Below are 25515 nucleotides of genomic sequence, written 5' to 3' on the forward strand. Positions count from 1 at the left end.
CGGGGTCAGCCCAGCCGGTCCTTGAGGTCGGCGACCTGCGGCGACACGGCCGGGTCCGTACCGGACGCGAGCGCGAGGTAGGCGGCCGCGAAGTCGGTGCGGGCGATGAGCTGGGCCAGGCGCTGGGGCGGAGTTCCGTCGTCGGCCACCACCTCCGAGGTCCGCACCCCGGCGTCGGACGCCGTCTGGGTGACGGCGTCGGCCAGGCGGCGGTCCTCGTCGCGCACGGCGGCGAAGGCGTCGCGCAGGACGACGAGCCGCTGGCGCGGTCCACTCGGCCCGTCGAGGAACGGGTCGGCGAACACGTCGTCGACGCCGGCGGCGAAGGGGCCGCCGAACGTGGCGACGACCTCGCTGGCGTCGTCCGGCAGCGCGCCGCTGACCGCGGGCACGCGGGCGGTGCGGGCCAGCATCGACGCCGCGCGCCGGGCCGCGGCGGCCGTGAGGTCACCGTCGGCCAGGACGACGGGGACGGCGCCGGACAGCTCCAGCGCCAGGTTCTTGGCCGGGTTGACGAAGGTCTCGGTCCACGGCCGGGACGCCTCGGCCTCGGCGTCGAGGCGGTCGGCCACGCCGGCCAGGTCGGCCGGGGAGGCCTTGAGCAGCGTCATGGCGTCGCAGGCGAGGAGGACGGGGGTCAGGAGCGACCACAGCGCCACGCGCGAGGACCGCGGGTCGCCGCCGTCGGCGCGGACGCCGCGAGCGGGCCGGACCTGCACGTTGCCGGGGCGGGCGCCCACCTCGGCCAGCGGGGACCCCTCCCCCGCGACCGTGACGACGCGGGCCCCGCGGCGCGAGGCCTCGACCGCGAGCGCCACCGGGCCCGGCGCGCGGCCGGACAGCGAGACGGCGACGACGAGGTCCAGCGGCCCGACCCAGCTGGGCAGCGGGCCGCCGTGCCGGACGACGACGGGCACGGGGCAGCCGCGTCCCGCGAGGGCGATGAGCACGTCCGCGACCGCGGAACTGCCGGCGAGCGCGGCGACGACGACAGCCCGCGGCCGGTCGTCGTCGGCCAGGCGCGCCACCCCGGCCTCGGCGGACAGGTCGACGGCCTCGCGGACCTGGGCCCCGGCGCTGGCCAGGGCGCGCAGGACGCCGCCGACGTCGGCGGCGGCGAGGGCGTCGCCGTCGGCCAGCAGCGTCTCGTCGAGGGCGGTCACGACGCGTCCCCGGGCACGTCGAGGGCGGCGTCGACCAGCAGCACGGGAACTCCGTCGACGACGGGGTAGCGGATGCCGTCACCGGTGGCGAGGAACTCCGCGCCGTCGACGGTCACGGGGTGCAGCGGCTGGCCCGTCAGCGGGCAGCGCAGGAGTTCGAGCACCCAGTCGGTCGCCCGCGAACCCTCGGCGGAGTCCTGCGGGGCGCTCACGCCGACTCCCCGCGGACGATCGCCAGCACCCGGTCGCGGACCACGGCCATGGTCGCCTCGTCGGCGCCCTCGGCGTTCAGCCGCAGCAGCGGTTCGGTGTTGGAGGCCCGCAGGTTGAACCACCACATGGGCTGGGCGTCGGAGGCCGGGTGGAACACCGTCACCCCGTCGAGCCGGTCGACCTCCAGCGTCTCCCCCTCCGCCGCAGCCGTTTCCGTGACCACCTGGACGACGGCCTCGGTGACGGCGACCGCGTCGTCGACGGTGGAGTTGATCTCGCCGCTGGCGGCGTACAGCTCGTACTCGGCGGCGAGCTCGGACAGCGGGCGGTCCTGCTCGGCGAGCGCGGCGAGGACGTGCATCGCGGCGAGCATCCCGGTGTCGGCCGACCAGAACTCGCGGAAGTAGTAGTGCGCGGAGTGCTCACCGCCGAAGACGGCGCCCTCCTCGGCCATGCGCTGCTTGATGAAGGAGTGCCCGACGCGCGTGCGGACGGGGGTTCCGCCGTCGGCGGTGACGATCTCCGGCACGGCCCGGGAGGTGATGAGGTTGTGGATGACGACGGGCTGCCGGCCGGCGCGCAGTTCCTTGGCGATCTCGCGACGGGCGACCATCGCGGTGACGGCGCTGGGGCTGACCGGGTCGCCCTTCTCGTCGACGACGAAGCAGCGGTCGGCGTCGCCGTCGAAGGCCAGGCCGATGTCGGCGCCCTCGGCGGGGACCGCCCGCTGCAGGTCGACGAGGTTCGCCGGGTCCAGCGGGTTCGCCTCGTGGTTGGGGAACGTGCCGTCGAGCTCGAAGTACATCGGGACGACGTCCAGCGGCAGCGCGGGCAGCCCGGCGTCGTCGCCGAGGACCGCGGGTGCGGTGAACCCGCCCATCCCGTTGCCGGCGTCGACGACGACCTTGAGGCGGCGGCCGCCGGTGAGGTCGACGAGGGAGCGGAGGTGGGCGGCGTAGGCCTTCAGCAGGTCCTGCGCGTCGACGGTGCCGACGGCGCCGGTGCCGTCGGGGACCTCGCCGGAGTCGAGCCAGCTCTGGGCCAGCTCGCGGACGGCGGACAGGCCGGTGTCCTGGCCGACGGGCTTGGCGCCCGCGCGGCACAGCTTGATGCCGTTGTACTGGGCGGGGTTGTGGCTGGCCGTGAACATGGCGCCGGGGACCTGCAGGAAGCCGCTGGCGAAGTACAGGCCGTCGGTGGAGCACAGGCCGATGACGGTGACGTCGACGCCGCGGGAGGCGACCCCGTCGGCGAAGGCGGCGGACAGCTCCGGGGAGGAGGGGCGCATGTCGTACCCGACGACGGCCTTGGCGCCCTGGCCGGCGGGCGTCTCGGGCAGGACGACGACCTCGGCGAAGGCGGCGCCGATGGCGCGCACGACGCGGGCGTCGAGCTGGTCGGGGACGGTGCCCCGGACGTCGTAGGCCTTGATGACGGACGACAGGTTCACGGTCGGGGCGGTCACGCTGGGGAGCCTACAAGCGACACCCCGCAGCGCCCCCGTCGTGCGGGCCCGCGCTGCCCCAGCCGGGTGGTCTCAGCGCTTGCGCGAACGCTCCAGGACGCCGTCGACGGTGATGGGGCCGGCCGCGGACATCCAGCTGCGCTCCTCGCACACGTGGCAGGACACGAACTGCACGGGGGTGCCGTCGGTGAGGGACATCGACAGCTGGGTGACGCGTTCGCTGCCGCAGTGCGCGCACACGGCGGTCTCGCGGTGGGCCGCCTGGGTCAGCGAGCCCAGCGGCGGAGCGGTGCGGGCGGCGCGGGGGCGGCGGGAGGCGCGGGGCGCGTTGGCGGCTGGCACGGGACTCCATCGGCAGGCGACCCGCCGGGTTGAGTCGTCCGACCGGGTGACGCGGTGCGGACCGGCGGGCCCGGGACGTCTCAGACCTGGTCGCGGTCCCCGATGACGCGCAGGTGTCCGCGGCGGACCGCGGGGGCGTCGGGGTCGATGGTGCGGGCGCCGCGGCCCGGGAGGGGACGGTCGCGCACCGCGTCGACGAGCGCGTCGAGGTCGTCGTGGTGCTTGGCGGCCTCGAGCAGCTCCGGGGCGAGGCGGACGACCTCCCAGCCGCGGGGGGCCGTGAGGCGCTCGGCGTGCACGGCGCACAGGTCGTAGGTGTGCGGTTCCGCGAACGTCGCGAGCGGGCCCAGGACGGCGGTGGAGTCGCTGTAGACGTACGTCAGGGTGGCGACGGCGGTGCCCCCGCAGGCGGTCCGCGAGCAGCGCCGGGCGCTGGGTGCGGTGGATCGGCCGGCTCCCGGGCGGGAGGCGTTCGTTCCTGGGGTGCGGGTGGTCACGCGCGGCACGCTACCCCGCACCCGGGGCGGTTGCCGTGCACCGCCGGGAGGGCGAGTCGTGGGTGCCGGCCCTGTGGGGGGTCGCGGGTACTCTCGCCCGGTGGTCCTCCGACGCCGGGCGCAGACGCGCCCCCGCCGACGCCGCGACCGCCACGGCCGCGGCCTGCGCGGGCCGCTGCTGCCGGCGACGCTGCCCGCCGCGCGGACGCGGGCCGAACGCTTCGACGACCTCGTCCTGGACGCCGTGGAGCTGCTGGAGCGGCGCTGGGCCGAGCAGCTGGCGGGTGTGGAGTTCGCCGTGGAGGACGTGCCCCCCTCCGACCCGGCCCCGTGGGAGGACGACGTCGTGCCCCTGGGCCGGTTGTTCCCGGCCCAGGGGCAGCGACCCGCCCGTGTCGTGCTCTACCGCCGGCCGCTGGAGACGCGGGCCGACGGCGACGACCTCGACGACCTCGTCGCCGACGTCGTGGTCGAGCAGGTGGCGCACCTGCTGGACCTGCCGCCCGAGGACGTGGACCCCCGGTACGGCGACTGACCCTGCTGCCCGGCCTCAGGCCGCCTTGGCCCGGGACAGGATCAGCTGCAGCAGGGTGAGGACGGCGCGCTTGACGTCCTCGCGGCTGCGGGCGTCGAGGCCGACGACCGGCACCGCGGGGTCGACGTTGGCGGCGGCGCGGACCTGGTCCAGCGTCAGCTGGCCCCGGCCCGCGAAGGAGTTGACGGCCAGCACGAAGGGCAGGCCGATCTTCTCGAAGTAGTCCAGCGCCACGAAGCAGTCGTCGATCCGGCTGGGGTCGACCAGGACGATGCCGCCGAGGGCCCCGTCCGCCAGGTCGTTCCACATGAAGCCGAACCGGTCCTGCCCGGGGGTGCCGAACATGTACAGGATGATGCTGTCGTCGATGGTGACCCGGCCGAAGTCCATGGCCACCGTCGTCGTCGTCTTCTCGCTGCCCTCGCCGGCGTAGTCGACGCCGACCGAGGCCGAGGTCATGGCGGCCTCGGTGCTCAGGGGCTCGATCTCCGACAGCGCGCCGACGGTCGTGGTCTTGCCGACCCCGAACCCGCCGGAGACGAGGATCTTCACGGGGATGGGCGGCCGTTTCACGGCGGCGGGAGCGGACGGCCGGACGTCAGAGGGCAGCGACACCGTTGATCAACCTCTCGATGAACGAGACGTCGAACGCGAGGGACTTCGCGGTGGACGTCGTGATGAGCAGTTCACGGCCGACGAGGTCGCCGACCAGGACCTGGGCCACGCCCAGGGGGATGCCGACGAGGGCGGCCACCTCGGCGACCGACCGCGCCTGCGCGCAGACCTGCAGGACCTGCCCGGGTTCGAAGGCGAGGGCACCGGCGGCCACCGCCTGCTCCCCCTGCGGGGTCAGGACGGCGGTGGTCTCCATGGCGATCCCGGCCGTGCCGCCGCCGGTGCGACCGCCCGTCAGGAGGTAGGCGCGGACCTCTTCGTGCGCCTCCTCCGGTTCCTCGGCCGGCCCGGCCGCCGGGAACCCGGCGGCCGGAGCGGTGGTGGGGGCGGGTGCCCCCGCCCCGAGGAAGGGGCGGTCGAACTCGTCGAACTCGTCGGGGTCCGCGAACTCGTCGTCGGACGCGGAGGGGTTCACAGCTGCAGGGACGTCTTCAGCTCGGTGACGAGCTCGGGCGTGAGCAGCGACCCGACGCGCTCGACGAGCATCGTCGTCTCGTAGCCGACGAGACCGAGGTCGCAGTCGGCGGAGGTGACGACGCCGAGGCAGGCGCGGCCGGCGATCGAGGACACCAGCAGGTACCCCGAGCCGAACTCGGTGATGACCTGGCTCAGCGGGCCCTTGGACAGCAGGCGGGAGGCCGAGACGGCCAGCGTCGTCAGGCCCGACACCGTGGCGGCGAGCTTGTCGGCGTCGGCGCGGACCAGGTCGGCCCGCATCGTCATGAGCAGCCCGTCCGAGGACACCCCGATGGCCTGTTCCACGCCGGGGGTCTGGGCGACGAAGCGCTCGAGCAGGAAGTTGACGTCCTGCGCGTTCTGGCTGACGTTCGCCGTGGTCACGTTGACGGACATGCTCACTCGCTCTCGGGGGACGCGTCGGGGGTGGACTGCTGGTCGGAGCCGTGCAGCTCGGCGCTCTCGCGGCGGGCGCGGGAGACACCGCTCTGCAGGCCGGACAGGCCGCGGCGGACCTGGTCGGCGGAGCGCGGGGTGGTCGCCGTCGCGGCGGCGTCCTCGCCGGTGTCCGGCAGCTGGGCGCCGCGGACGCGGGTCGGCACGACGGGTGCGGCCGGGGCCGGCACCTCGACGGGCAGGGAGGCCACGACGGGGCCCGACCCGGTGTCGGCGGTGCGACCGAGGTCGCGGCCGAGCTCGCCGAGCTGGGCACCGCGGACGCGGGCCGAGGGGACGGCCGGGACCGACTCCTGGACCGGAGCCGGCGCGGGGGCCGGGACCGGAGCCGCGACCGGAGCGGCCGGGGCGACGGGCGCCACGTGGGCGACCGGGACAGCCGGGGCGACCGGGGCGACCGGGGCGACGGGGGCCTCGACGGCGGGAGCGGCCTGGACCGCCGCGACGGCGGCGACCAGCGCGGGCTCGGCGACCGGGACGACCGGCGCGGTCACCGGGGCGACCGCGGGGGCGGCCTGGACGGGGGTCTCGACGGGAGCACCGGCGGGGGCCTCGACGAACAGCGACGGCGGGAGCGTGACGGTCGCGACGATGCCGGCGCTCGCACCGGCGGACAGGACGACGCCCATCGACCAGCGGTCGGCCAGCAGACCGACGACGTGGTGGCCGAGGAGGCGGGAGTCCGGACGGGTCAGCGCCGCGTAGGCGATGCGGCTGTTGGCCTCGTCGAGCTCCTCGGCGCTCATGCCGATGCCGGCGTCGGCGATGGCGATGCGGTAGCCGCCCTCGAGGGTGGCGGTGCCGGTGACGACGACGCGGGTGCTGCCGGCGGAGAACGCGGTGGCGTTCTCCAGCAGCTCGGCGAGGAGGTGGGTCGTGTCGGCGGCGGCGCTGCCGTGCAGCGTGACGTCGTCGAGGGTGGACAGGTCGACGCGGGAGTAGTCCTCGATCTCGGCCAGGGAGGCGCGGACGACGCTGGCGACCTTCACCGGACGGGTCTTGGCACGGGTCTGCTCCGCACCGGCCAGGACGAGCATCGACTCGGCGTTGCGGCGGACGCGGGTGGACAGGTGGTCGAGCTTGAACAGCTTGTCGAGGACCTGCGGGTCCCGCTCGCCGCGCTCGAGGTCGGCCAGGAAGGCCAGGGTGCGGCTGAGGAGGTTCTGGTTGCGGCGACCGAGGTTGACGAGCATCTCGGCGGCGGCGCGGTCGGCGCGGTGCTGCTCGACGGCGAGGTCGAGGGCGCTGTCCTGGACGTGGTTGAACGCGACGGCCAGGTCGGCCAGCTCGTCCTTGGTGTCCACGGAGAACGCGGGCAACGTGGGCGGCGTGGCGTCGGCCGGCAGCGCGCGGACCGCGCTGATGGCCTCGGGCAGGCGCTGGGAGGCGACCTCGTCGGCGCGGGCGGTGAGCGCGCGCAGCGGGACGACGACGGTGCGGATCAGGGCCAGCAGCATGAGGGCCACGAGGACGACGGCCAGGACGGCGAAGCCGACGATGAAGCCCTGGGCCAGGCGCGCGGTGTGCGCGGCCGAGGCCTGGGCGGCGGCGTCGCGCGCCTCGACGGAGGACTTGAGCTGGTCGGTCAGCGTGACGATCCCGCCGAACGTGTCGAGGCCGTTCTGCAGGTAGCCCTCGGCGTCGGCGACGCGGTTGTCGCGGTACGCGATCTGCGCGCGGTTGTTGGCGTCGATCCAGTTGTCCCACAGCAGGATGAGCTGCTTGTTCATGGCCTGCTCGGACGGGGTCATGATGCTGAGCGGGGCGGTGAGCAGGTCCAGCCGCAGGCTCGCCTTGTCCTTCTCCAGGCCGACGAGGCTCGAGGAGCTCGGGTCCAGCGCGGCCTGCGTGCCCTTGCGGTAGGTGTCGAGCGCCAGGCCGGTCTGCCAGCCGGAGACGTCGGCGCCCCAGAACTTCTGCTGGCTCGCGTACTGCACCACCTTGGCGGTGTTGCGGGTCTGCTCCACCGCGTCGGTCTGCGCCTGGTTCCCGACGTAGGCGACCACGCCGGTGAGCAGGGTCAGCGCCAGGATCACCCCGAACGCGATGGCGAAGCGTGCGCCCACCCGGACGCGACGCAACAAGAAGGTCATCCTTGCTCCTCTTCCAGCGGGCGTCCTCGGGACGAGGCGCACCGGACAGTCGTCGATGACGTGCTCGCCGGGGAACCGGCGCTGGATGAGTGATCGTCGGATCTTCTAGGGGCCTTCACCCGCCGAACGGATGATTCCTGAATCGTTTTTTCTAGAAGATCAGGGCGGGCCTCGAACCGGTCAGCGCTGCCAGAGGAGGGCCGCGAGCTCGGAGGCGACCGCTGCGGGGGCCGGGTCCGCGCCGGGCTCGGACTCCCGCGCCGTCAGCTCGACGACCTGCACCTGCGCCAGGCCGTCCGGGCCGGCGTGCACGCGGACGCCGTGCCCGCCGGAGGACAGCCCGAGCAGGACGTCGAAGCCGGGGGTGTCGGCGGCGAGGTGGGCGACGGCCATCACCGCGCGCCCCAGGTGACCGTCCGGGTCGACGTCGTGGGCGTCGAGCGAGGCGGCGGCCAGGGCCGTCTCGAACTCGTCGCGCACCTGGCGCTCCTGGCGGACGTGGCCCTCGAGGCGGGAGGCGACCGCTTGACGGCGCTCCCAGATCGACTGGTTCATCGCTTCCCTCCCGTGCTGCGGCGGACCGGCGGTCCACCCCGACCTGTCTTCTCGGCAGGTCGGGGCTCCGACTTCAGCGGGGTCGCGCGGTCGTCGCCCGGGCGCGGGCGGAGTGCACCCGGTCAGCGGTGCGTCAGCTGATGCGACGCTTGAGGCGGCGGCGCTCGCGCTCGCTGAGGCCGCCCCAGATGCCGAAGCGCTCGTCGTTGCCGAGCGCGTACTCCAGGCACTCCTGGCGGACCTCGCAGGACTGGCAGACGCGCTTGGCCTCGCGCGTGGAACCGCCCTTCTCCGGGAAGAACGCCTCGGGGTCGGTCTGCGCGCACAGGGCCAGCTCCTGCCAGCCCGGATCCTCCGGCGTCAGGCCCGACAGGCCCGTGAGCCCGCCCGTCATCTCCACGAGGGTGAGCTCAGGACGTCCGTCGGCGCTCACCCCGGCACTCGTCCTGGCACCGGCAAGCCCGGCCAGGGCCGCGTCGACAGCCTCGTCGGAGATCGTGTCCTCGGTCTCGAGTTCGAGGTATTCGACGTCGTCACTCACTGGTGGCCCCCACAGCCTCGGTCCTGTCACTCCCCGTGATGTGCCAGTCACCCTGCGACCACCACTGGGGGAATTACACGCGTGTCGTCCCGGAGAGTCAAGCCCGCCGTGGTATCCCGTGCTGCACTTGCGAAGACCCTGACCACATCCGTCACTCCAGGCACACGAGCGCACCCGGCCGATGGTGCGTCCGACCGGGTGACGCGGAGGGTCCGGGAGGGCGACAGGGGATGATGACGACCGTGAGCGACGTGAACGGACCCGGCCGACCCCTGCGGATCACGGCCCTCGCCGGCGGTGTCGGCGGGGCGCGGTTCCTGCGCGGACTGCTGGCGCACCTGGCGGCCTCCCCCGACCCCGCGCGGCGCGGGGCGCAGGTCACGGTGGTCAGCAACACGGCCGACGACGTCACCTTCCACGGCCTGCGGATCTCCCCCGACCTGGACTCCGTCATGTACACCCTGGGCGGCGGCATCGACGAGGTCCGCGGCTGGGGCCGCGCGCAGGAGACGTCCGGCGTCGCCGGCGAGCTGGCCGCCTACGGCGCCGAGCCGTCGTGGTTCACGCTCGGGGACAAGGACATCGCCACGCACCTCGTGCGGACGCGGATGCTCGCCGAGGGCGCGACCCTCTCGGAGGTCACGGCGCACCTGTGCGAGCGCTGGGCCCCCGGCGTCCGGCTGCTGCCGATGACCGACGACGTGGTCGAGACCCACGTCGACCTCGCCGACGGGCCGGACGGGGCCGTGCGCCGCGTCCACTTCCAGGAGTGGTGGGTCCGCCTGCACGCCGCCGTCCCCGCCGTGCGGATCGAGGCCGTCGGCGCCGAGCAGGCCTCCCCCGCCCCCGGCGTCCTCGACGCGCTGCGCGACGCGGACGTCGTCGTCCTGCCGCCGAGCAACCCCGTCGTGTCCATCGGCACCGTCCTGCAGGTCCCGGGGATCCGCCGGGCGATCGTCGAGACGGCCGCGCCCGTCGTGGGGGTCTCCCCCGTCATCGCCGGGGCCCCCGTGCGCGGGATGGCCGACGCGTGCCTGGCCGCGATCGGCGTGCCGACGACGGCCGCCGCGGTCGCCGGCCTCTACGCCGACTTCCTCGACGGCTGGCTCATCGCCGAGGGCGACGAGGCCCCCACCCGTCCCGGTCTCGTCGTGCGCCGCCGCCCGCTGCTCATGAGCTCGCCCGCCGCGACGGCCGAGCTCGCCGGGGCCGCCCTCGACCTGGCGCTGGAGCTCGTCGGACGGGAACGCGCCGCGTGAGCGCCCACCACGGTCCCGGCCACCTGCAGGTCGTCGGGCTGACGGGCATCGGCGAGGTGCACGACGGCGACGACGTCGCCGCGCTCGTCGTCGACGCCCTGCACGCCCAACGCGCCTCCCTGTCCGACGGCGACGTCATCGCCGTCTCGAGCAAGGTCGTCTCCAAGGCCGCCGGGCTCACGGCGGCGGCCGTCGACCGCGACGAGGTCGTCCTGCGCGAGTCCCGCCGGCTCGTGGCCGCACGCCGCACCCCCACGGGCGTCGCCCGCATCGTGGAGTCGGCCGCCGGCCCCGTGATGGCGGCCGCCGGCGTCGACGCCTCCAACGTCGAGGGCGACGTCGTCCTCACGCTGCCGCACGACCCCGACGCCGCGGCCCGCGAGCTGCGCACCCGGCTGCACGAGCTGACCGGCGCCGTCGTCGGCGTCGTCGTCACGGACACCGCGGGGCGGCCCTGGCGGGCCGGGCAGACCGACTTCGCCCTGGGCGCCGCCGGGATCGACGCGGTGGAGGACCTGCGCGGCAGCCTGGACACCTCCGGCCGGGAGCTGTCCGTGACGGCGCGCGCCGTCGTCGACGAGCTGGCCGCGGCCGCGGACCTCGTCAAGGGCAAGGCCGAGGGCGTTCCGGCCGCACTGTTCCGCGGGCTCGCCGACCTCGTCCTGCCCCTGGACGACCCCGGTCCCGGTGCCCGCTCGCTCGTGCGGGCGGGGGCGAGCGACTGGTTCCGCCTCGGCCACGTCGAGGCCGTGCGGGCCGCCCTCGGCGCCGGCGGCGTCGAACCCCCGCCCGTCGTGCCCGGAACCCTCACCGAACGGCTCGACCGGGCCGCCGAGGTCGCCCTCGCCGCCGGTCCCGTGACGGGCGGGGTCGTCCGCCGCGAGGGTCCGGCCCTGCGCGTCGAGGCCGCCGACGAGTTCTCCCTCGGGGCGCTGACCCAGCGCGTGCTCGCGGCGCTGTGGACCGAGTTCCTCGTGGGGCTCGTGGACCGCGACCTCGAGCGCGAACCCTCCGTCGTCCTCGTGCGCACCGTCGAACTCCCGCGCTGACCCGTGGCGGCGAGCGCGGGCTGGGTCGACCTGTCCCGGCCCGTGCGGGCGGGGATGCCCGTGTACCCGGGGGACCCGGAGTTCTCCGCGCACCCGCTGCCGGCGACGGGCGGTGAGTTCTGCCGCGTGAGTTCCCTGTCGTTGGGGACCCACACGGGGACCCACGTCGACGCCCCCGCCCACGTCGTCCCCGACGGCCCGACGCTCGAGGAACTCCCCCTCGCCCTGTTCGCCGGGCCGGCCGTCGTGCTCGACGTCCGCGGGGTCGCCGCGGTGGGTCCGGAACTCCTCGGGCCCTGGACCTCCGACGCGCGGATCGCGTTGTTGCGCACCGGGTGGGACGAGCACGCCGGGGCTCCCGACGAGTTCGACCACCCCCACCTGACGGTCGCCGCGGCGCAGTTCCTGCGGTCGGTCGGGGTGCGGACGGTCGGCATCGACGCGGCGAGCGTCGACGGGCCCGGAACCCTCGCCGCGCACCGCGTGCTGCTCGGGGACCGGGCCGACCCCGGCGTCGTCGTGGAGAACCTGCGGGGGCTGGGGAACCTGCCGCGGCGGGTGGAGTTCGCCGCGTTCGGGTGGGCCCTGGTGGGCGGGGACGGGTCGCCCGTGCGGGCCGTGGCGCGCCCCCGGGCGTAGGTCAGCGCGCGGCGCGGACCGCGCGGTTCGGGGTGTGCGTGGGCAGGGTCATCTTCGGCCCGCGGCGCGGCCGGTACGCGCCCGCGAACTCCAGGAGTCGTTGCACCCGGAACCGGTGGCCGCGGTAGCACTCGATGACCTCGGCGCACCCCGCGTCGTCGAGGACCTCCCCCGTCAACGCCCACGAGACGTTCTTGGCGACGTGGTAGTCGCCGAAGCTGAACGCGTCGGCGTGGCCGTGGGCCCGCTGGCGGACCTCCGCGGACGTCCACACCCCGACCCCCGGCAGCGATCGCAGGGCGCGGTCGGCCTCGTCGGGCCCCAGGGACAGCGTGCGTTCCAGGCCGGCCGCGCGCGGCGCCGCGAGGATCGTCACCTTGCGCCGGCGCAGCTCGACCCCGGCCTGCAACCACTCCCAGGAGGGGATGCGCAGCCACTGCTGCGGGGAGGGCGGCAGCAGCAGCCCGGCGGGTCCGGGGGCGGGTTCGCCGAAGCGGTGGACGAGGCGGCGCCAGGCCGCGAACGCCTCGACGCCCGTCACGACCTGCTCCAGGGCCGAGGCCGACAGGGCCTCGAAGACGGCGCGGTTGCGGCCCACCCGCCAGTGCGGGTGCGCGCGCCAGGACTCGACGAGGACGGCGTGCTCGGGGCGCGGCACGAACTCCGCCCACGTGTCGTCGGCGGCGCCGAGGAGCTCGGGCACCCCGTCCAACGCCCAGTCCGTCCCCGGTCCCCACGCCTGGGCGTGCACCGCCGCGTCCGCGGGGCGGGCCTGCACGCGCAGGACGACGGGGCCGTCCGGGGTGCGGGTGGCCCGCCAGACGGAGCCGTCGGCGTCCTGCCGGTAGGTCGGGTCACCCCCGCCGCGGCGCAGCGGCCGCAGCATCGCGGTGACGGGGACGGGCCGGCCGGGGGCCCAGCACAGCTCCCCGTCCGGCGTCATGCCTCCACGGTAAGCGCCGGGGTGGCCTGGTCGGGACGGCTCGCGGGACGGCGGGTGGCCAGGTACGAACCGGCCAGGACGAGGGCGAAACCGGCGATCGTCGTGGCGGTGATGCGCTCCCCCAGGACGACCGCCCCGGCGACGACGGCGACGACGGGGTTGACGTAGACGATCGCCGTCGCCCGGACGGGACCGATCTCGCCGACGAGGGCGAACAGCAGCAGGAACGCCCCCGCGGTGCAGACCAGCGCGAGGACCGCGACGGAGGCGAGGACCTGGCCGGAGGGGACCGTCGCCGGCAGACCCGGGCCGAGGGCGACGACCGGCACGTAGACGAGGGCGGCCAGCACGAGGCTGGCCAGCACGACGGCCGTCCCCGGCAGGTCGCCGAGGTGCCGGGCCAGCACGGCCGGCCCGATCGCGTAGCCCACGACGACGACGGCCAGCTCGGCGACGGCCCCGAACTGCCCGGGCTGCAGGTCGAAGCCCACGAGCGTCGCCACCCCGAGGGTGCCGAGGGCGAGCCCGGTCCAGCCCACCGCGCCGAGGTGCTCGGCGCGGCGCGAGGCCAGGGCCACCAGGACGCCGACGACGGGCACGGCGGAGATGACGACGGCCGTCGTCGAGCTGGGCAGGTCGTGCTCGGCGCGGGCCAGGAACAGCCACGGGCCGACGATCTCGAACCCGGTGTAGGCGGCGACCGCCTTCCAGCGGCGTGCCAGCGCGGGCAGCGCCTCGCGGACCTCGCGGCGGGCCAGCGCGAAGGGCGCGAGGACGACGGCCGCGAGCGCGGTGCGGGCGAGGACGAGGGTGGACGGGGCCAGCTCCTCCCCCGCGATCTTGATGAGCAGGTACGGGATCCCCCAGGCGAGGCCGAGGGCGGCGAAGAGCAGAGCGGCACGGCGGGTCACCCCTCGATCGTCGCGCCCTCGGCACCGTTCAGTCCAGCTAGAGTTCCTGCATGAGTCTCGACAGCGAAGACTTCACGATCGACCTCCGGCGCCTGCGGCTCCTGCGGGAGGTGGAGCGCCGCGGGACCGTCGCCGCGACGGCCGCCGCCCTGCACCTGACGCCGTCGGCCGTCTCCCAGCAGCTGGCCGGCCTGGCCCGGGACCTCGACGTGCCGCTCCTGGAGCGGCAGGGCCGCGGCGTCCGCCTCACCGGGCAGGCCCGCGTCCTCCTCACCCACGCGGACACCGTTGCGGCACAGCTGGAGCGGGCCCGCGCCGACCTGCTCGCCTTCGACGCCGGGCTCGTCGGGGAGGTCCGGGTCGGGACGATGGCGAGCGCCGTCTTCGCCGTCGTCGGCCCCGCCCTGCGGACCCTGCGGACCGAGCGTCCCGGCGTGCGCCTGCTCGTGCGCGAACGCGAACCGGTCGACGCCGTCGCCGGGCTGGACGCCGGGGACCTCGACATCGTCGTCACCGTCGACCACCCGGCGGGCCCGCGGCGCGACGACGCCCGCTACGACCGGGTCGACCTGCTCACCGACGTCCTCGACGTCCTGCTGCCCGCCGACCACCGGTTCGCCGACCGGGACGAGCTGGACCTCGCCGAGCTGGCGCACGAGGAGTGGGTCGCGGCCGCCACGGACGACGCGTGCGCGCAGATCACCGCGGGGGCTTGTGCCGCAGCGGGTTTCTCCCCCGACGTGCGCCACCACACCTCCGAGTACGACGCCCTGGCCGCCCTCGTCGCCGCGGGGGCTGGTGTCGCCCTCGTCCCGCGACTGGCGCACCCGCTGCGCCCGGACGGGCTGCGGGTGGTCCCGTTGACCGGTCAGCCGCCGGCCCGGTCGATCTACGCGGCCACGCGTGCGGGGCGCGGGACGGACGCCCCGACGGCCGCCGTGCTCGAGGCGTTCCGGCAGGTGGCGGCGGCGCGGCCCGACGGGGTGGGGTGAGGGGTCCGGACGGGGACATCCAGGGGCGTCAGCCGTCCCCGCGGACCCTGGCGAACAGGAGCAGGTCCCGGCGCCGGCCGCCGATGTCCCGGTAGCTGCGCAGCAGTCCCTCGCGGCGGTAGCCCGCCCGCTCGGCCGTGCGGATCGACGCCTCGTTCCAGGGTTCGACCACGAGCTCGACGCGGTGGGCGCCGGGGACGGTCCAGGCGAAGGAGGTCAGCGCGGTGAGGGCGGCGGCGGCGACGCCGCGTCCGCGCGCCGAGGGCGCCACCGCGTAGCCCACGGCCAGCCGGCCCTCGTCCAGGGCGCGGGACCACAGACCGATCTGCCCGAGGGCCTCGTCGGAGTCGCGGTCGGCGATCGCGAGGGCGTACCCCACCCCCTCCGCGACGCGCCCCTGCTGCCGCCGCACCCAGGCGAGCGCCTGGTCCGCGTCCGCGTGGGCCGGCAGCGATCCGGTGAGGGGGACGTAGGGGTCCGTCGCCAGGTCGACGGCCATCGCGACGTCGCCGTCGCGGAAGGGGCGCAGGACGACCGGTCCGGCCGGCAGCCGGTCCGGCACGGGCGGCAGGTCGGGGCGCAGTGAGGACACCGGTCCATCGTCGGGCACGCCGTCAGCGAACACCTGCGACCACGCCTTGACGCTGCTAGCTCGTAATCCTGTAATTGCTGCATGAGCGACACGGCAGACATCGCAGCCTGGTTCACCGGCCGGCTGCCGCAGGACTGGTTCGAGACCGCCCCGGCGGTCTCCGTCGACCGCGAGGAGGTCGTGGTCACCGGGCGGCTCCCCCGCCCCACCGACGTGCCCACCGAGGGCGGGGCCGCCGCCGCCCGCCGCGGCGAGGCGGGCCGGATCGCCCGCTTCCGCGAGGAGACCCGCGGAGCCCGCATGCGCATCGCCGACGAGGCCGAAGCCCTCTTCGGCCGCAAGGTCGCCTGGGGCGCAGCCTGCGGGGAGAGCGAGGAGCTGTTCACCAACCTCGCCACCCCCGTCATGACGCGGCTGCGCCAGCCGCAGCGCCAGGTGCTCGACACGCTCGTCGACGCCGGCGTCGCGCGGACCCGGTCCGAGGCCCTCGCCTGGTGCGTCCGCCTCGTCGGTCAGCACCAGCAGGAGTGGATCGAGCAGCTGCGCGAAGCTCTCGCCGGGGTGCGCGAGGCCCGGGCCGCCGGGCCGGTCTGACCACCCGGCTCCGCGCGGGGTTCGGCCGCGTCGCCCCCCACGGGGGCGGGGCGGCACGAGTGTGGTCAGTCGGCCGCGGGCACCAGGCCGTGCAGGTGGCAGGCCGCGACGTGCGCGCCGGCGGCACCCACCGGTTGCAGCGCCGGGTCCACCGTCGCGCACGGCTCGAACGCCTGTGGGCAGCGCGTCCGGAACCGGCAGCCCGAGGGCACCTTGGCGGCCGAGGGCACGTCGCCGGACAGCACGATCCGCTCGCGCCGGCGTTCCTGCGCCGGCGACGGCACGGGGACGGCGGACAGCAGCGCCTGCGTGTACGGGTGCTGCGGGTCCGCGGCCAGGTCCGCGGCCGAGGCCACCTCGACGACACGGCCGAGGTACATGACGGCGATCCGGTCGGACAGGTGCCGCACGGCGGCGAGGTCGTGGGAGACGAACAGCAGCGTCAGGCCCAGCGTCCGCTGCAACGACCGCAGGAGGTTCAGGACCTGCGCCTGCACGCTGACGTCGAGGGAGGCGATCGCCTCGTCGCACACGACGAAGTCGGGTTCCCCCGCCAGGGCCCGGGCGATGCCGACGCGCTGGCGCTGGCCGCCGGAGAACTCGTGCGGGTACCTCGACGCGACGGCCGGGTCGAGGCCGACGAGCTCGAGCAGTTCGGCGACGCGGACCGCGCGGGCGGCGGCACCCCGGTGCAACCCGTGCACCTGCAGCGGTTCGGCGACCGTCTGGCCCACCGTCATCCGCGGGTCCAGGCTCGCGTACGGGTCCTGGAACACCATGACGGCGCGACGTCGCAGCGCGCGCAGGTCGCGCTGCGACAACCCCGTCACGTCGGTGCCGTCGAACTCGACCGACCCGCCCGTGGGTTCCACCAGACGCAGCAGCGCGTTCCCGAGGGTCGACTTCCCGCAGCCGGACTCCCCCACCAGACCCAGGGTCTCGCCCCGGAACACGTCGAGGTCGACGCCGTCGACGGCGCGCACGGCACCGGTCGTCCTGCGCCGCAGACCCTTCGACCGCACCGGGAAGTGGACCTGCAGGTCCCGTGCCCGCACCAGCACGTCGTTCCCCATCAGTCCTCCAGCCCGTAGAACGTCGCCGCACGGTGCGTGCCAGAACCCCCGACGGGCGCGAGCGGCGGTTGCTCGGTGGCGCAGCGCACGTCCCCGCGCACGGGGCAGCGCGGGTGGAACACGCACCCGGGCGGCAGGTCCGTCGGCGGGGGCGGCGTGCCGGGGATGGCGACGAGTTCGTCCGTCGGCGACTCCAGCGACGGCAGGGACCCCAGCAACCCGCGCGTGTAGGGGTGCGCGGGTGCCTCGAACACCTCGTCGACGCGACCGTCTTCCACGCAGCGCCCGCCGTACATGACGAGCACGCGGTCGGCGGTCCCGGCGACCACGCCGAGGTCGTGGGAGATCCAGACGACGCCCGTGCCGTGCTCGTCCTGCAGGCGCGCGACGAGGTCGAGGATCTGCGCCTGCACCGTCACGTCCAGCGCGGTCGTCGCCTCGTCGGCGACGAGCAACCGCGGGTTCCCGGCCAGGGCGATCGCGATGACGACGCGCTGGCGCATCCCGCCGGACAACTGGTGCGGGTACCGGTCCAGGACCCCGCGCGGGTCGGGCAGGCCGACGTCGGCGAGGAGTTCGGCGGCGCGTTCCCGCGCGGCCTTCTTCGAGGACACGAGCCGGTGCGCGAGCAGCCCCTCCCCCACCTGCCGGCCGATCGTCAGGACGGGGTTCAGCGAGGTCATCGGGTCCTGGAAGACCATCCCGATCCCGTTGCCGCGCACGGTGCGCAGCTCGGCCTCGGACGACCCGACGAGTTCGCGGCCCTCGAACCGGGCGGACCCGGTGACCCGGGCGTGCCCGGGCAGCAGTCCCAGCAGCGCCATGACGGACACGCTCTTGCCGCTGCCGGACTCCCCGACGATCGCGACGGTCTCGCCCGCGTCGACGGTGTAGTCCAGGCCGTTGACGACGTGCGCCGTCCCGCGCGGGGTGTCGAGCTCGACCCGCAGGTCGCGGACCTCCAGGACGCTCACACCGACCTCCTCCGACGACCGCCGAACGTCCGCTTGCCCGCCTGCAAGGCGCTGCGCTGCTGCGGGTCCAGGACGTCGCGCAGGCCGTCGCCGAGCAGGTTGAACGCCAGCACGAGCAGCACGATCGCGAGCCCGGGGAACACCGCGATCCACCAGGCCAGGTCGATGTACCCGCGCCCCTCGGACAGCATCCGTCCCCAGCTCGGGTCCGGTGGCTGCGTGCCCAGGCCGATGAACGACAGAGCGGCCTCGGCGAGGACCGCGAACGCCAGGCTCACCGAGGTCTGCACGATGACCGGCGGCGCCGCGTTCGGCAGGACGTGCCGGAACAGCAGCCGCAGGTCCGAGGCCCCGACGGACCGGGACGCCCGGACGTAGACCGTCTCCCGCACCCCCAGGACCGCCGAGCGCGTCACGCGCGCGAACACCGGCGTGTAGGTGATGCCGATGGCGATCATCGCGTTCGTCGTCCCCGGGCCGAGCACCGCGATGACCGCGATGGCCAGCAGGATCGCGGGGAACGCGAACAGCACGTCCATGAGCCGCATGAGGACGGTGTCGACCCAGCGGCCGTAGAACCCCGCGAACAACCCGACGAGGACACCCGCGACGAGCGAGAAGCCGACGGCGACGGCGCCGACCTGCAGGGACACCTTGGCCCCCAGCACGACGCGGGACAGCACGTCCCGGCCGAGGTCGTCGGTGCCGAACCAGTGCGCCCCGCTCGGCGCCTGCAGCCGCTGGGTCACGTCGACCTCGTTCGCGCCCTGGGGGGCGATCTGGTCGTCGAACACCGCCACGACCACGACGGCGAGCAGCACCAACGCGGCGAACACCGAGGGCGGGGAGGACAGCAGCAACCGCAACCCCTCCGCGGACCGGCGTTCCCGCGGCCGCCCGCTCACGGCGACCCCGCCGGCGGCCGGGGCGCTCACGCGCTGATCCTCGGGTCGAGCACCGAGTACAACAGGTCCACCACCAGGTTCAGGACGAGGAACACGAGGGCGAAGAGCAGCACCGCCCCCTGCAGGACGGGGTAGTCGCGGGCCTGGACCGACTGCAGGGCGAGCTGTCCAAGCCCGGGCCAGGCGAACACGATCTCCACCACGACGACGCCGGACAGCAGGTAGGCCAGCTGCACCCCCGTCACCGTGACGAGCGGCAGCAGCGCGTTCCGCAGGACGTGCCAGTTCAGGACGGCGCGGGCCCCGAGGCCCTTGGCCCGGGCGGTGCGGACGTGCTCGGCCGACAGCGCCTCCAGGACGCTGGACCGGGTGAACCGCGTCAGCACGCTCCCGGAGACCAGACCCGTCGTGACGGCCGGCAGGACGAGGGACCGCACCCAGCCGACCGGGTCCTCGCTCAGCGGCACGTACCCGCCGGCGGGGAACCAGCCGAGGCCCCCGGCGAACACGAGGATGAGCATGATGCCCATCCAGAACTCCGGGACGGAGATGCCGATCTGGGACAGCACCGTTCCCGCCCCGTCGAGCACCGAGCGGGGCCGCAGGGCCGACGCCGTGCCGAGCGGGACGGCGATGAGCAGCGCGACGAGGATCGACGCCCCGGCCAGGGACGCCGTGGCGGGCAGGCGTTCCAGGATCAGCAGCGTCACCGGGTCCCCGGAGCGGAAGCTCACCCCGAGGTCACCGGTGACCGCGTGCCCGAACCAGCTGAAGAACTGCGCGACGAGCGGCTGGTCGAGGCCGGCCCGTTCGCGCAGCGCGTCGTACGTCCCCTGGTCGAACCGGGTCCCCAGCGCCAGCCGGACGGGGTCGCCGGGCACGAGGTGGACGAGCGTGAACGTCGCGATGCTGACGCCGACGAGGACGACGAGCGCCTGCAGCGTGCGCCGGACGGCGAGTCCCGTCACGAGTCGGCCCGCGTCGGCAGGGCCAGGGTGCCGAAGTCCACCGCCTTGTCGACGCGCACCTCGTAGCCCGTGATGCCCTTCTTCCACACCTGCACGGCGTCGGGGTTGTAGAGGAAGAGGTAGGAGACGTCGTCGACGATCTGCTGCGCCGCCTGCTCGTACAGCGTCTTGCGCGCGGCCTGGTCGGGTTCGACGGCGGCGCGGTCGAGGAGGTCGTCCGTCGTCGGGTTGGAGTACTTCTGGTAGTTGTTCGCCCCGCCCGTGCGGTGCTGCTCCTCGTAGAAGTCGGCCGGGTCGACGTTCCCCAGCCACCCGAGCACGAACGCGTCGAAGTCCCCGCGCCCCTGCCGGTCCAGCCAGGTGGCGAAGTCCTCGGTCTGGATCTCCACCGTGATGCCGACGGGTTCGAGCTGGCTGGCGAGGACCTGGGCCGCGGTGACCGTCTCGGGGTAGTCCGACGTCACCATGACCCCCATCGTCAGCGGCGTGGACACCCCCGCCTGCTGCAGCAACCGCTTCGCCTCGTCGACGTCGGTGCGGAAGGGCGCGTAGTCGTAGTACCACTCGCTGCCCTGCGGGATCGCCGTCTGGTTCGGGCGGGCCGTGCCGAACTTCGCGGCCTCGGTCACGGCGTCGCGGTCGACGGCGAACGCGACGGCCCGGCGGACCTCGACGCGGTCGAACGGCGCCTTCGCGCAGTTCATCGCCAGGTACCAGTAGTCGACGCTGGCGACCTGCCCCAGGTCGACCGACTCGTCGTCCGCGAACGAGGCCACCCGCTGCGGCGGCACGTTGTCCGTCCACTGCACCTGGTCGGTCGTGAGCGCCGTGAGGGCCGCGGCCGGTTCGGGCAGGAACTGGAACGTGACCCCGCCGAGCTTGGGAGCCCTCGACCAGTAGTCGTCGAAACGGCGCAACGAGATCTCGCTCGCCGAGGAACCCTGCAACGAGAACGGCCCCGTGCCGTTGGCCTTCGTCGCGAGCGTGGACTCGTCGACGTCCTTGGACAGGATCGCCATGCCCTTGAACGCGCCGATGCGGGACAGCAGGTTCGGCGTCGGCCGCTCCAGCGTGATGACGACGGTGCGGTCGTCGGGTGCGGTGACGTCCGCGACGGTCGCGAAGCGGGCGGAGTTCGCGAGTTCCTGGTCGATGATGCGCCGGTAGGAGAAGACCACGTCGGCCGCGGTGAACGGGGTCCCGTCGTGGAACGTGACGCCCTCCACCAGGCGGAAGGTCCACGTCAACCCGTCCGCGCTCGTCTCCCACTGCGTCGCCAGGGACGGCTCCATCTCCAGCGACTTCCCGTTCGGGACGACGAGGGTGTCGTAGACGTTCTCGAGCACCTGGAAGCTGGCGTAGGCCGTCGTCTTGTGCGGGTCGAGCTGGTCCGGCTGGGCGCTGATGGCGGCGACGAACGCGCCGCCACCGGCCGGTCCCGCGGCGTTCCCGTTCCCGGTGTCGACGCTCTTCCCGACGCTGCAGCCCGCGCTCGCGGCGACGAGCGGGGAGGCGGTCAGGGCGGCCAGGAGGGCTCTGCGGCGCATGTTCGATCACCTACGAGGGGTCGGGGTCAGGACGCGTGCCGGCGCCTCACCCTGCCGAGAAGTGGCCTCGAACACCAATCCTGACGGCGGTCCGGTCTCTTTCGTGATCAGATCGACACCTGCGCCGATCACTCCCCCGAGCGCGCCGCCCTGGCCTTCACGACGAGCTCGGCGCGGTGCCCGGCCAGCGCGGCGAACGCGAGCACGAGGTCCGACACCGTCAGCAGGACGCGGGAACCGAGGACGACGACCGCGGCGCCGCCGGACCCCGCGGCGAGCGCGACGACCGCCCCCAGCACGAGTTCGCGCGCCCCGGCCCCGGCGGGGGCCAGCACCACGAGGAACCCGACCATCCACGCCACCGCGTACCCGCCGACGGCGAGCGCCAGCGTCGACCCGGTGGACCAGTCGACCCCGACCGCACGGGCCAGGACGAACACCTGCAACCCCACCGCGACCCACGAGGCGAGGGCCCAGCCGGCGGAGGCGAGCAGGCCGCGCAGGGTGATGCGGTGCTCCAGCGGTTCCTGCCGGGCCACCTTCAGCAGCACGCGCAGCAGCGGGTTGATGACCTGCGGCACGAGCAGGACCAGCAGCAACGGGGTCGCCCAGCGCAGCCAGCCGGTCCACTCCCAGCCGGCGATGTCACGGCCGCGCAGCGCGAGCGGCAGCACACCGGTGACCAGCAGCGACGCCGTCGTCATCGACACCAGGAGCGCGACGGCGAGCGCGGAACCGGTGCGCCGGCGCGGGACGCCGTGGTCGCGCGCGAGCTCGGCCTGGGCGACGAACTGGAAGACCGTGCCCGGGATGTAGCGCCCGAGCTGACCGACGAAGAACACCCGCGCGGCCGCCCCCACGGGCAGCCGGGAGCCGAGGTCGGCCAGGACCGCGCGCCAGGACGCCCCCGACAGCGCGACGTTGGCCAGCGACAGCAGGAACGCGAGGAGCACCGACCACGCGTCGAGCCGGGACCAGGCGTCGGCGATGGCGGCCCGGTCGCGCACGACGTAGACCACGGCGAGGCCGAGCGCGACGACGAGGAACCCCACCCGCAGGACGGGCGAGCGCAGGACCCCCAGGAGGCGGGAGAGCACCCCTCAGCGCCGCACGAACGTGAGCAGCACGAAGGTGTAGTCCAGTCCGGTCCGCTTCCAGTGCACGGGCCGTTCGGGGTGGGCCAGGACGTCGTCCGTCAGCTCGCCGACGAGGTCGAGCCCGACGCGGTCGGCGAGCGCGACGAGGTCGCGCAGGTCGGCCGGCGAGAAGATCTTCACCGGCGCGCCGTAGGCCGTGACCCCGGTCGTGTCCGGCGGCGACTGGTCGTAGTCGGTGGACAGCGCGAGCACGCCGCCCGGCCGCAGGATGCGCGCCGTCTCGGTGAGGAAGCCGGCGATGGGGACGCCGTGCTCGATGACGGACATGCAGGTCACGGCGTCGAGCGACCCGTCCGGCAGGCCGGTGTCGGTGACGTCGCCGCGGCGGAACTCCACCCCGTCGCGGTGGACCGTCGCACCGAACTCCAGGTTGATGCCCGCGAGGTCGCCGCGCGTGCGGCCCAGGCCGTACAGGCGCAGCCACGGCAGGACCGGGGAGTACCGCGCCGACCCGGCGTCCAGGACGCGGGCCGTGCGGGAGCCGTCGTCGGCCAGGGTCAGGACGGCCGCGACGGCACCGAGGGCGTCCCAGTTCTTCGGGGAGTCCGGGTGCGCGGGCAGGTGCAGCCGCTTGGTCTGCGCGACGGCGTCGGCGACCTCGGCGGCGTCGTGCAGGACGCCCGTGCGCGGGACGCCCGAGGGGACGGGACGGGCGGCGGGGGCAGCGGTGAGCTTGCGGGCGGCGAGCTGCTCCCCCACCCGGCGCTGGACGCCGACGCGGGCCCAGAGGGCGTGCTCGGCACCCCGCTTGGCCACGGCGAGGGCCTTGCCGCCGGGCGGGGCGGCGGCCGTCCCACCCTTGGCGGCCTCGTCGACGGCGCCGAGGTAGGCGTCCCACGGGGCCTCGAGGTCAGGAGCTTCGACGTTGTCCCGCAACGTCTTCAGGCCACCGTCGGCCAGGCGCAGCAGCCCCTCGGCCAGCGCCGCGGCGCTGCCCGGTTCGACGAGGACGCCGTCGACGCCGTCGCGCACCTGCGCCGGGAACGACCCGACGCGGGTGGCCAGGACGGGCAGGCCGTGGGCGAAGGCCAGCAGCGCGTTCTGCGAGGCCGTGCCGGAGCGGTAGGGCAGCACGACGGCGTCGTGGGCGGCCATGAGCTCGGGGATGCGGGCCGCGGGGACGTACCCTTCGCGCAGCTCCACGTGACCGCGCATCCCGGGCCCCGTCGCGAGCTCGCGGACCCGGCGGCCGGCAGCGCCCCACAGCTCCCCGGCGATGGTGAGCCGGGCGTCGAAGCCGCGCTGGTGCACCTCGCGCAGCGCCTCGAGCAGCAGGTCCAGGCCCTTGTACTCGCGGACGACGCCCAGGCTGAGCAGCCGGACGCCGCCGTCACGCGGCACCCGCGAACCGGCCTCACCGGCCAGCTTCGGGCCGCCGGGCAGGTGCGGGGGCAGGTCGGCCGTCACGACGCGGCGGGCGCCGTGGGCGTGGGCCAGCGCGGCCTGCGCGTCGGAGTGGACGACGACGCCGTCGACGGCGGCGAACAACCGGGACACGAGCAGCTCGTCGCCGGGGTTCGGCTCGTGCGGCAGCACGTTGTGCGCGACGACGACCGTGCGCGCGGCGGAGTGCGCCGCGCGCATCGCGGCGAGGACCGTCATGAGCGCGGGGACCTGCAGCGGGACGACGTGGGCGATGACGACGAGGTCGGCCTGCGCGACGTGCCGCCCGGTGCGCCACCAGGACGCCGGCGAGGACCAGGACAGCGGGCGCAGCGTCGGGGTGAACTCCGGCACCTCCGGCGTCGCGTCGGGCAGCGCCACCTCCCCCGGGTACAGCAGCTCGGGGTACAGCTTGGCCCAGGAGACGAGCTTGACGTCGGCGTCCGGCCCCTGCGCCAGGTGCCGGGCCAGTTCGGTCGTGTGGACCGCGATGCCGCCCTTGCTGGGGTGGGCGGGGCCGAGGACGACGATCCGTCGCCGCCCGGGGGCGGCGCTCACGCGCTGTCCCGCGAACGCACCACGAGGTCGGCGAGCAGTGCGACGGCGCCGATGAGCAGCCCCGATACGAGCAGCAGGACGGTGTTGGCCGGGAAGTAGAAGGCGTGCCGGAACATGTCGGTGACGCCCTTGACGAACCCGAGGCCGAAGAGGAACAGCGCCACCGGCATGAGCACGCGCAGCGGCTCGAAGTACATGATCATCCGCAGCACCTGGAGGATGTACCGGTAGGCGTCCTTGGTGAAGTGGAACTTCGACGTCCCCGCGCGCTTGGCGTAGCTCGTCGGGACGTACTTGATGTCGTGCTGGTTGCACAGGAACGACAGCGTGATCGTCGTGACGCAGGAGAACCCGGCGGGCAGCAGCCGCAGGTACGGCAGCGAGACCGACTTGCGGAAGGCGCGCAGACCGGAGTTCAGGTCGGGGATGCGCTGCCGCGCCAGCACTTCGGCGACCTTGCGGATGACGAACTTCGCGGGCACGCGCAGCGCCTTGTGCGAGCCCTCCTCCGTCGTGCGCGCGCCGACGACCTGGTCGTAGGAGTCGTCCTCGAGCAGGACCCGGATGAGCTCGGGGATGCGCTCGTTCTCGTAGGACATGTCCGCGTCGGTCCACACGACGATCTCGCCGCGGGCCATCTGCGTGCCGATGCGGCGGACCGTGCCGGAGCCGCCGTTGCGGCGGAACGCGACGACGCGCAGGTTCGGGTACTCGTGCTCGACCGAGCGCAGGACCTTCAAGGTGTCGTCGGTGGAGCAGTCGTCGACGGCCAGCAGCTCGTACGGCATGCCGTCGTCGTCCATCACCTTGGTGATGCGCTGGACCTCCAGCAGGACGTGCGCCTCCTCGTTGTAGCAGGGCAGCACGATCGTGGCGACGGGCGCCGGTCCGCTCAGGGGCTGGACCTCATCTTCGACAGGCATGGCGGGGTGAGCTTACCTACGAACGGGGCGGTTCCCGGGACGCCGGCGCGGGGCGGC

Annotated in this window: 28 protein-coding genes; 6 read left to right on the forward strand and 22 right to left on the reverse strand. The window is 74.7% G+C overall.

Annotation, left to right across the window (positions count from 1 at the left end; all coding sequences use genetic code 11):
• Positions 1-5: 5 nt before the first annotated feature.
• The 5 genes from ACFEMC_RS16435 to ACFEMC_RS16455 all read right to left on the reverse strand — a co-directional run bounded on the left by ACFEMC_RS16435 (position 6) and on the right by ACFEMC_RS16455 (position 3680).
• The gene (locus tag ACFEMC_RS16435; RefSeq protein WP_380170632.1) at positions 6-1163 is read right to left on the reverse strand and encodes an SIS domain-containing protein; all 1158 of its coding nucleotides are present in this window, start codon (positions 1161-1163) and stop codon (positions 6-8) included.
• Positions 1160-1375 carry a Trm112 family protein gene (locus ACFEMC_RS16440; RefSeq protein ID WP_380170633.1) on the reverse strand — a complete coding sequence of 72 codons (216 nt, stop codon included), beginning with the start codon at positions 1373-1375 and terminating at the stop codon, positions 1160-1162. Before ACFEMC_RS16440 ends, ACFEMC_RS16435 begins: the two co-directional genes overlap by 4 nt.
• The gene (locus ACFEMC_RS16445) at positions 1372-2841 is read right to left on the reverse strand and encodes a phosphomannomutase/phosphoglucomutase (protein WP_380170635.1); all 1470 of its coding nucleotides are present in this window, start codon (positions 2839-2841) and stop codon (positions 1372-1374) included. The genes ACFEMC_RS16440 and ACFEMC_RS16445 overlap by 4 nt, the downstream gene beginning before the upstream one ends.
• Positions 2842-2913: 72 nt before the next feature.
• Entirely contained in the window at positions 2914-3183 is a 270-nt protein-coding gene (locus ACFEMC_RS16450; protein ID WP_367638564.1) for a hypothetical protein, read from the reverse strand.
• Between the two features lie 80 nt (positions 3184-3263).
• Positions 3264-3680, reverse strand: coding sequence for a DUF3499 domain-containing protein (locus ACFEMC_RS16455; protein ID WP_380170636.1), 417 nt, complete (start codon positions 3678-3680; stop codon positions 3264-3266).
• 100 nt (positions 3681-3780) lie between these two features.
• On the opposite strand from ACFEMC_RS16455, the gene ACFEMC_RS16460 reads away from it, so the two are divergent.
• Positions 3781-4215: a metallopeptidase family protein gene (locus tag ACFEMC_RS16460; protein WP_380170637.1), complete on the forward strand. Its 435-nt coding sequence runs from the start codon at positions 3781-3783 to the stop codon at positions 4213-4215.
• A gap of 15 nt (positions 4216-4230) precedes the next feature.
• Here the strand turns inward: ACFEMC_RS16460 and ACFEMC_RS16465 are convergent, their stop codons facing one another.
• The 6 genes from ACFEMC_RS16465 to ACFEMC_RS16490 form a co-directional block, all read right to left on the reverse strand.
• Complete coding sequence (locus ACFEMC_RS16465; RefSeq protein ID WP_380170639.1) at positions 4231-4830, reverse strand: ATP/GTP-binding protein; 600 nt, start codon at positions 4828-4830, stop codon at positions 4231-4233.
• Complete coding sequence (locus ACFEMC_RS16470) at positions 4814-5305, reverse strand: DUF742 domain-containing protein (RefSeq protein WP_380170640.1); 492 nt, start codon at positions 5303-5305, stop codon at positions 4814-4816. Before ACFEMC_RS16470 ends, ACFEMC_RS16465 begins: the two co-directional genes overlap by 17 nt.
• Complete coding sequence (locus tag ACFEMC_RS16475) at positions 5302-5742, reverse strand: roadblock/LC7 domain-containing protein (protein WP_380170641.1); 441 nt, start codon at positions 5740-5742, stop codon at positions 5302-5304. Before ACFEMC_RS16475 ends, ACFEMC_RS16470 begins: the two co-directional genes overlap by 4 nt.
• Before the next feature lie 2 nt (positions 5743-5744).
• Entirely contained in the window at positions 5745-7895 is a 2151-nt protein-coding gene (locus tag ACFEMC_RS16480) for a HAMP domain-containing protein (RefSeq protein WP_380170642.1), read from the reverse strand.
• Between the two features lie 180 nt (positions 7896-8075).
• On the reverse strand, positions 8076-8450 hold the full coding sequence (locus ACFEMC_RS16485; protein WP_380170643.1) for a hypothetical protein: 375 nt from the start codon (positions 8448-8450) through the stop codon (positions 8076-8078).
• 133 nt (positions 8451-8583) lie between these two features.
• The gene (locus tag ACFEMC_RS16490; protein ID WP_328296267.1) at positions 8584-8844 is read right to left on the reverse strand and encodes a WhiB family transcriptional regulator; all 261 of its coding nucleotides are present in this window, start codon (positions 8842-8844) and stop codon (positions 8584-8586) included.
• A gap of 419 nt (positions 8845-9263) precedes the next feature.
• Between ACFEMC_RS16490 and cofD the strand changes: the two genes are divergently transcribed.
• The 3 genes from cofD to ACFEMC_RS16505 are packed head-to-tail and all read left to right on the forward strand — an operon-like array spanning position 9264 to position 11938.
• The gene (gene cofD / locus ACFEMC_RS16495) at positions 9264-10250 is read left to right on the forward strand and encodes a 2-phospho-L-lactate transferase (RefSeq protein ID WP_380176836.1); all 987 of its coding nucleotides are present in this window, start codon (positions 9264-9266) and stop codon (positions 10248-10250) included.
• Positions 10247-11299: a coenzyme F420-0:L-glutamate ligase gene (cofE, locus tag ACFEMC_RS16500; protein WP_380170644.1), complete on the forward strand. Its 1053-nt coding sequence runs from the start codon at positions 10247-10249 to the stop codon at positions 11297-11299. The genes cofD and cofE overlap by 4 nt, the downstream gene beginning before the upstream one ends.
• Before the next feature lie 3 nt (positions 11300-11302).
• A complete protein-coding gene (locus ACFEMC_RS16505; protein ID WP_380170645.1) occupies positions 11303-11938 on the forward strand; it encodes a cyclase family protein in 636 nt (211 codons plus the stop codon).
• A 1-nt stretch (position 11939) separates the two neighbouring features.
• Here ACFEMC_RS16505 and ACFEMC_RS16510 read toward each other — a convergent pair whose 3' ends face one another.
• Positions 11940-12881: a DNA-3-methyladenine glycosylase family protein gene (locus ACFEMC_RS16510; protein WP_380170646.1), complete on the reverse strand. Its 942-nt coding sequence runs from the start codon at positions 12879-12881 to the stop codon at positions 11940-11942.
• Positions 12878-13792: a DMT family transporter gene (locus ACFEMC_RS16515; RefSeq protein WP_380170647.1), complete on the reverse strand. Its 915-nt coding sequence runs from the start codon at positions 13790-13792 to the stop codon at positions 12878-12880. Before ACFEMC_RS16515 ends, ACFEMC_RS16510 begins: the two co-directional genes overlap by 4 nt.
• A gap of 50 nt (positions 13793-13842) precedes the next feature.
• Here ACFEMC_RS16515 and ACFEMC_RS16520 point away from each other — a divergent pair, with 50 nt between their 5' ends.
• Complete coding sequence (locus tag ACFEMC_RS16520; RefSeq protein ID WP_380170648.1) at positions 13843-14784, forward strand: LysR substrate-binding domain-containing protein; 942 nt, start codon at positions 13843-13845, stop codon at positions 14782-14784.
• Positions 14785-14812: 28 nt separating this feature from the next.
• On the opposite strand, the gene ACFEMC_RS16525 is transcribed toward ACFEMC_RS16520, so the two are convergent.
• On the reverse strand, positions 14813-15376 hold the full coding sequence (locus tag ACFEMC_RS16525) for a GNAT family N-acetyltransferase (protein WP_380170649.1): 564 nt from the start codon (positions 15374-15376) through the stop codon (positions 14813-14815).
• An 81-nt stretch (positions 15377-15457) separates the two neighbouring features.
• Here ACFEMC_RS16525 and ACFEMC_RS16530 point away from each other — a divergent pair, with 81 nt between their 5' ends.
• Positions 15458-15970 carry a hypothetical protein gene (locus ACFEMC_RS16530; RefSeq protein WP_380170650.1) on the forward strand — a complete coding sequence of 171 codons (513 nt, stop codon included), beginning with the start codon at positions 15458-15460 and terminating at the stop codon, positions 15968-15970.
• Positions 15971-16035: 65 nt separating this feature from the next.
• Here the strand turns inward: ACFEMC_RS16530 and ACFEMC_RS16535 are convergent, their stop codons facing one another.
• The 8 genes from ACFEMC_RS16535 to ACFEMC_RS16570 all read right to left on the reverse strand — a co-directional run bounded on the left by ACFEMC_RS16535 (position 16036) and on the right by ACFEMC_RS16570 (position 25458).
• Positions 16036-17043, reverse strand: coding sequence for an ABC transporter ATP-binding protein (locus ACFEMC_RS16535; RefSeq protein ID WP_380170651.1), 1008 nt, complete (start codon positions 17041-17043; stop codon positions 16036-16038).
• Complete coding sequence (locus tag ACFEMC_RS16540) at positions 17043-18017, reverse strand: ABC transporter ATP-binding protein (RefSeq protein WP_380170652.1); 975 nt, start codon at positions 18015-18017, stop codon at positions 17043-17045. The genes ACFEMC_RS16535 and ACFEMC_RS16540 overlap by 1 nt, the downstream gene beginning before the upstream one ends.
• The gene (locus ACFEMC_RS16545) at positions 18014-18952 is read right to left on the reverse strand and encodes an ABC transporter permease (RefSeq protein ID WP_380170653.1); all 939 of its coding nucleotides are present in this window, start codon (positions 18950-18952) and stop codon (positions 18014-18016) included. Before ACFEMC_RS16545 ends, ACFEMC_RS16540 begins: the two co-directional genes overlap by 4 nt.
• Positions 18949-19890, reverse strand: a complete 942-nt coding sequence (locus tag ACFEMC_RS16550; RefSeq protein WP_380170654.1) for an ABC transporter permease — start codon at positions 19888-19890, stop codon at positions 18949-18951. Before ACFEMC_RS16550 ends, ACFEMC_RS16545 begins: the two co-directional genes overlap by 4 nt.
• Positions 19887-21437 carry an ABC transporter substrate-binding protein gene (locus tag ACFEMC_RS16555; RefSeq protein WP_380170655.1) on the reverse strand — a complete coding sequence of 517 codons (1551 nt, stop codon included), beginning with the start codon at positions 21435-21437 and terminating at the stop codon, positions 19887-19889. Before ACFEMC_RS16555 ends, ACFEMC_RS16550 begins: the two co-directional genes overlap by 4 nt.
• 128 nt (positions 21438-21565) lie before the next feature.
• Positions 21566-22534, reverse strand: a complete 969-nt coding sequence (locus tag ACFEMC_RS16560; RefSeq protein WP_380170656.1) for a lysylphosphatidylglycerol synthase domain-containing protein — start codon at positions 22532-22534, stop codon at positions 21566-21568.
• A gap of 3 nt (positions 22535-22537) precedes the next feature.
• Entirely contained in the window at positions 22538-24535 is a 1998-nt protein-coding gene (locus ACFEMC_RS16565; protein WP_380170657.1) for a glycosyltransferase, read from the reverse strand.
• Positions 24532-25458 (reverse strand): glycosyltransferase family 2 protein, encoded by a 927-nt coding sequence (locus ACFEMC_RS16570; protein WP_380170658.1) that lies wholly within the window; start codon positions 25456-25458, stop codon positions 24532-24534. The genes ACFEMC_RS16565 and ACFEMC_RS16570 overlap by 4 nt, the downstream gene beginning before the upstream one ends.
• Positions 25459-25515 lie beyond the last annotated feature (57 nt).

It is taken from the genome of Kineococcus sp. DHX-1 (assembly GCF_042473625.1).
Lineage (GTDB): Bacteria > Actinomycetota > Actinomycetes > Actinomycetales > Kineococcaceae > Kineococcus.

Bases quoted from the DNA above. Each gene is read 5' to 3' on its own strand.
- ACFEMC_RS16480 (WP_380170642.1), bottom strand. From the start codon at position 7,895: ATGACCTTCTTGTTGCGTCGCGTCCGGGTGGGCGCACGCTTCGCCATC.
- ACFEMC_RS16510 (WP_380170646.1), bottom strand. From the start codon at position 12,881: ATGACGCCGGACGGGGAGCTGTGCTGGGCCCCCGGCCGGCCCGTCCCC.
- ACFEMC_RS16535 (WP_380170651.1), bottom strand. From the start codon at position 17,043: ATGGGGAACGACGTGCTGGTGCGGGCACGGGACCTGCAGGTCCACTTC.
- ACFEMC_RS16490 (WP_328296267.1), bottom strand. From the start codon at position 8,844: ATGACGGGCGGGCTCACGGGCCTGTCGGGCCTGACGCCGGAGGATCCG.
- ACFEMC_RS16520 (WP_380170648.1), top strand. From the start codon at position 13,843: ATGAGTCTCGACAGCGAAGACTTCACGATCGACCTCCGGCGCCTGCGG.
- ACFEMC_RS16475 (WP_380170641.1), bottom strand. From the start codon at position 5,742: ATGTCCGTCAACGTGACCACGGCGAACGTCAGCCAGAACGCGCAGGAC.
- ACFEMC_RS16555 (WP_380170655.1), bottom strand. From the start codon at position 21,437: ATGCGCCGCAGAGCCCTCCTGGCCGCCCTGACCGCCTCCCCGCTCGTC.
- ACFEMC_RS16530 (WP_380170650.1), top strand. From the start codon at position 15,458: ATGAGCGACACGGCAGACATCGCAGCCTGGTTCACCGGCCGGCTGCCG.
- ACFEMC_RS16570 (WP_380170658.1), bottom strand. From the start codon at position 25,458: ATGCCTGTCGAAGATGAGGTCCAGCCCCTGAGCGGACCGGCGCCCGTC.
- ACFEMC_RS16485 (WP_380170643.1), bottom strand. From the start codon at position 8,450: ATGAACCAGTCGATCTGGGAGCGCCGTCAAGCGGTCGCCTCCCGCCTC.